The 1016-nt window shown below is 70.2% G+C and carries 2 protein-coding genes; one reads left to right on the top strand and one right to left on the bottom strand.

Annotated elements, in window-relative coordinates:
• Positions 1 to 24: 24 nt before the first annotated feature.
• A complete protein-coding gene (locus KDL01_RS41380) occupies positions 25 to 486 on the bottom strand; it encodes an ArsR/SmtB family transcription factor (protein ID WP_212534187.1) in 462 nt (153 codons plus the stop codon).
• A gap of 105 nt (positions 487 to 591) precedes the next feature.
• On the opposite strand from KDL01_RS41380, the gene KDL01_RS41375 reads away from it, so the two are divergent.
• Positions 592 to 1016, top strand: a 425-nt coding sequence (locus KDL01_RS41375) for an ArsI/CadI family heavy metal resistance metalloenzyme (RefSeq protein WP_212534186.1), incomplete at its 3' end; no start/stop codon positions are given.

Genomic DNA, 1016 nt, shown 5'->3' with positions numbered 1-1016 from the left:
ATACCGGCAGTGGCGTGGGCGTCGTCATGCGGCGGGGGTCGCGGCGGTCGCAGCCGGGGTGGGCGTGACGACTGCGGCGGGGCTCGCGGCGGCCGGAGCGGAGGTGAGCGCGGCGGTCGTCGCGGGGGTCGCGGCAGCCGGGGCGAGCAGCGAAGACAGCCGGGCCAGCGCGTCGGGGAGCACCCAGTAGTAGACCCAGGTGCCGCGGCGCTCGCTGTCCACGAGGCCGGCTTCGCGCAGAACGCGCAGGTGGTGGCTGATGGTCGGCTGGGACACGTCGAAGGGGCCGGTCAGGTCGCAGACGCACGCCTGGCCGCCCTCGAACGAGGCGATCAGCGAGAACAGGCGCAGGCGGATCGGGTCCGCCAGGGCCTTGAAGACGTGCGCCAGATCGACGGCGTCGGCCTCGGTCAGCGGCTCGCGCACCATCGGGGAACAGCAGGCGGGGGCGAGCACGTCGAGGGCCGGGAGCTCCTTGTTCGACATGCATCTATGTTGACAGTCATCGATACAGGAGGCAAGCTGAGGCTACATCGACGTTCATCTAATCAAGCGTGAAGGTCGAACTCGAAGCTCAAGGGAGCGTGTGCCATGTCCCGCGTCCAACTCGCCCTGCGCGTCGCCGACCTCGAAGGCTCGATCGCGTTCTACAGCAGGCTGTTCGGCGTCGAGCCCGCCAAGCGGCGGCCGGGCTACGCCAACTTCGCCGTCGAGCAGCCGCCGCTCAAGCTCGTGCTGATCGAGGGCACGGACGCACAGGCGCCGACGCTGCTCGACCACCTCGGCGTCGAGGTGGAGGACACGCAGCAGGTGACCGCCGCCACGGCGCGGCTTGCGGGCGAGGGGCTCGCGACGGATGTCGAGGAGAACACGACCTGCTGCTATGCCGTGCAGGACAAGGTCTGGGTGACGGGGCCGGGGGACGAGCGCTGGGAGGTCTACACGGTCCTCGGCGATGCGCGGGCTGATCTGGAAGGGAAGAGCGCCGGCGAGGATACGGTCGCAGGGTGCTGTGG

This window comes from Actinospica durhamensis (assembly GCF_018139695.1).
Lineage (GTDB): Bacteria > Actinomycetota > Actinomycetes > Streptomycetales > Catenulisporaceae > Actinospica > Actinospica durhamensis.
This window is presented reverse-complemented; position numbering and strand designations above follow the sequence as displayed.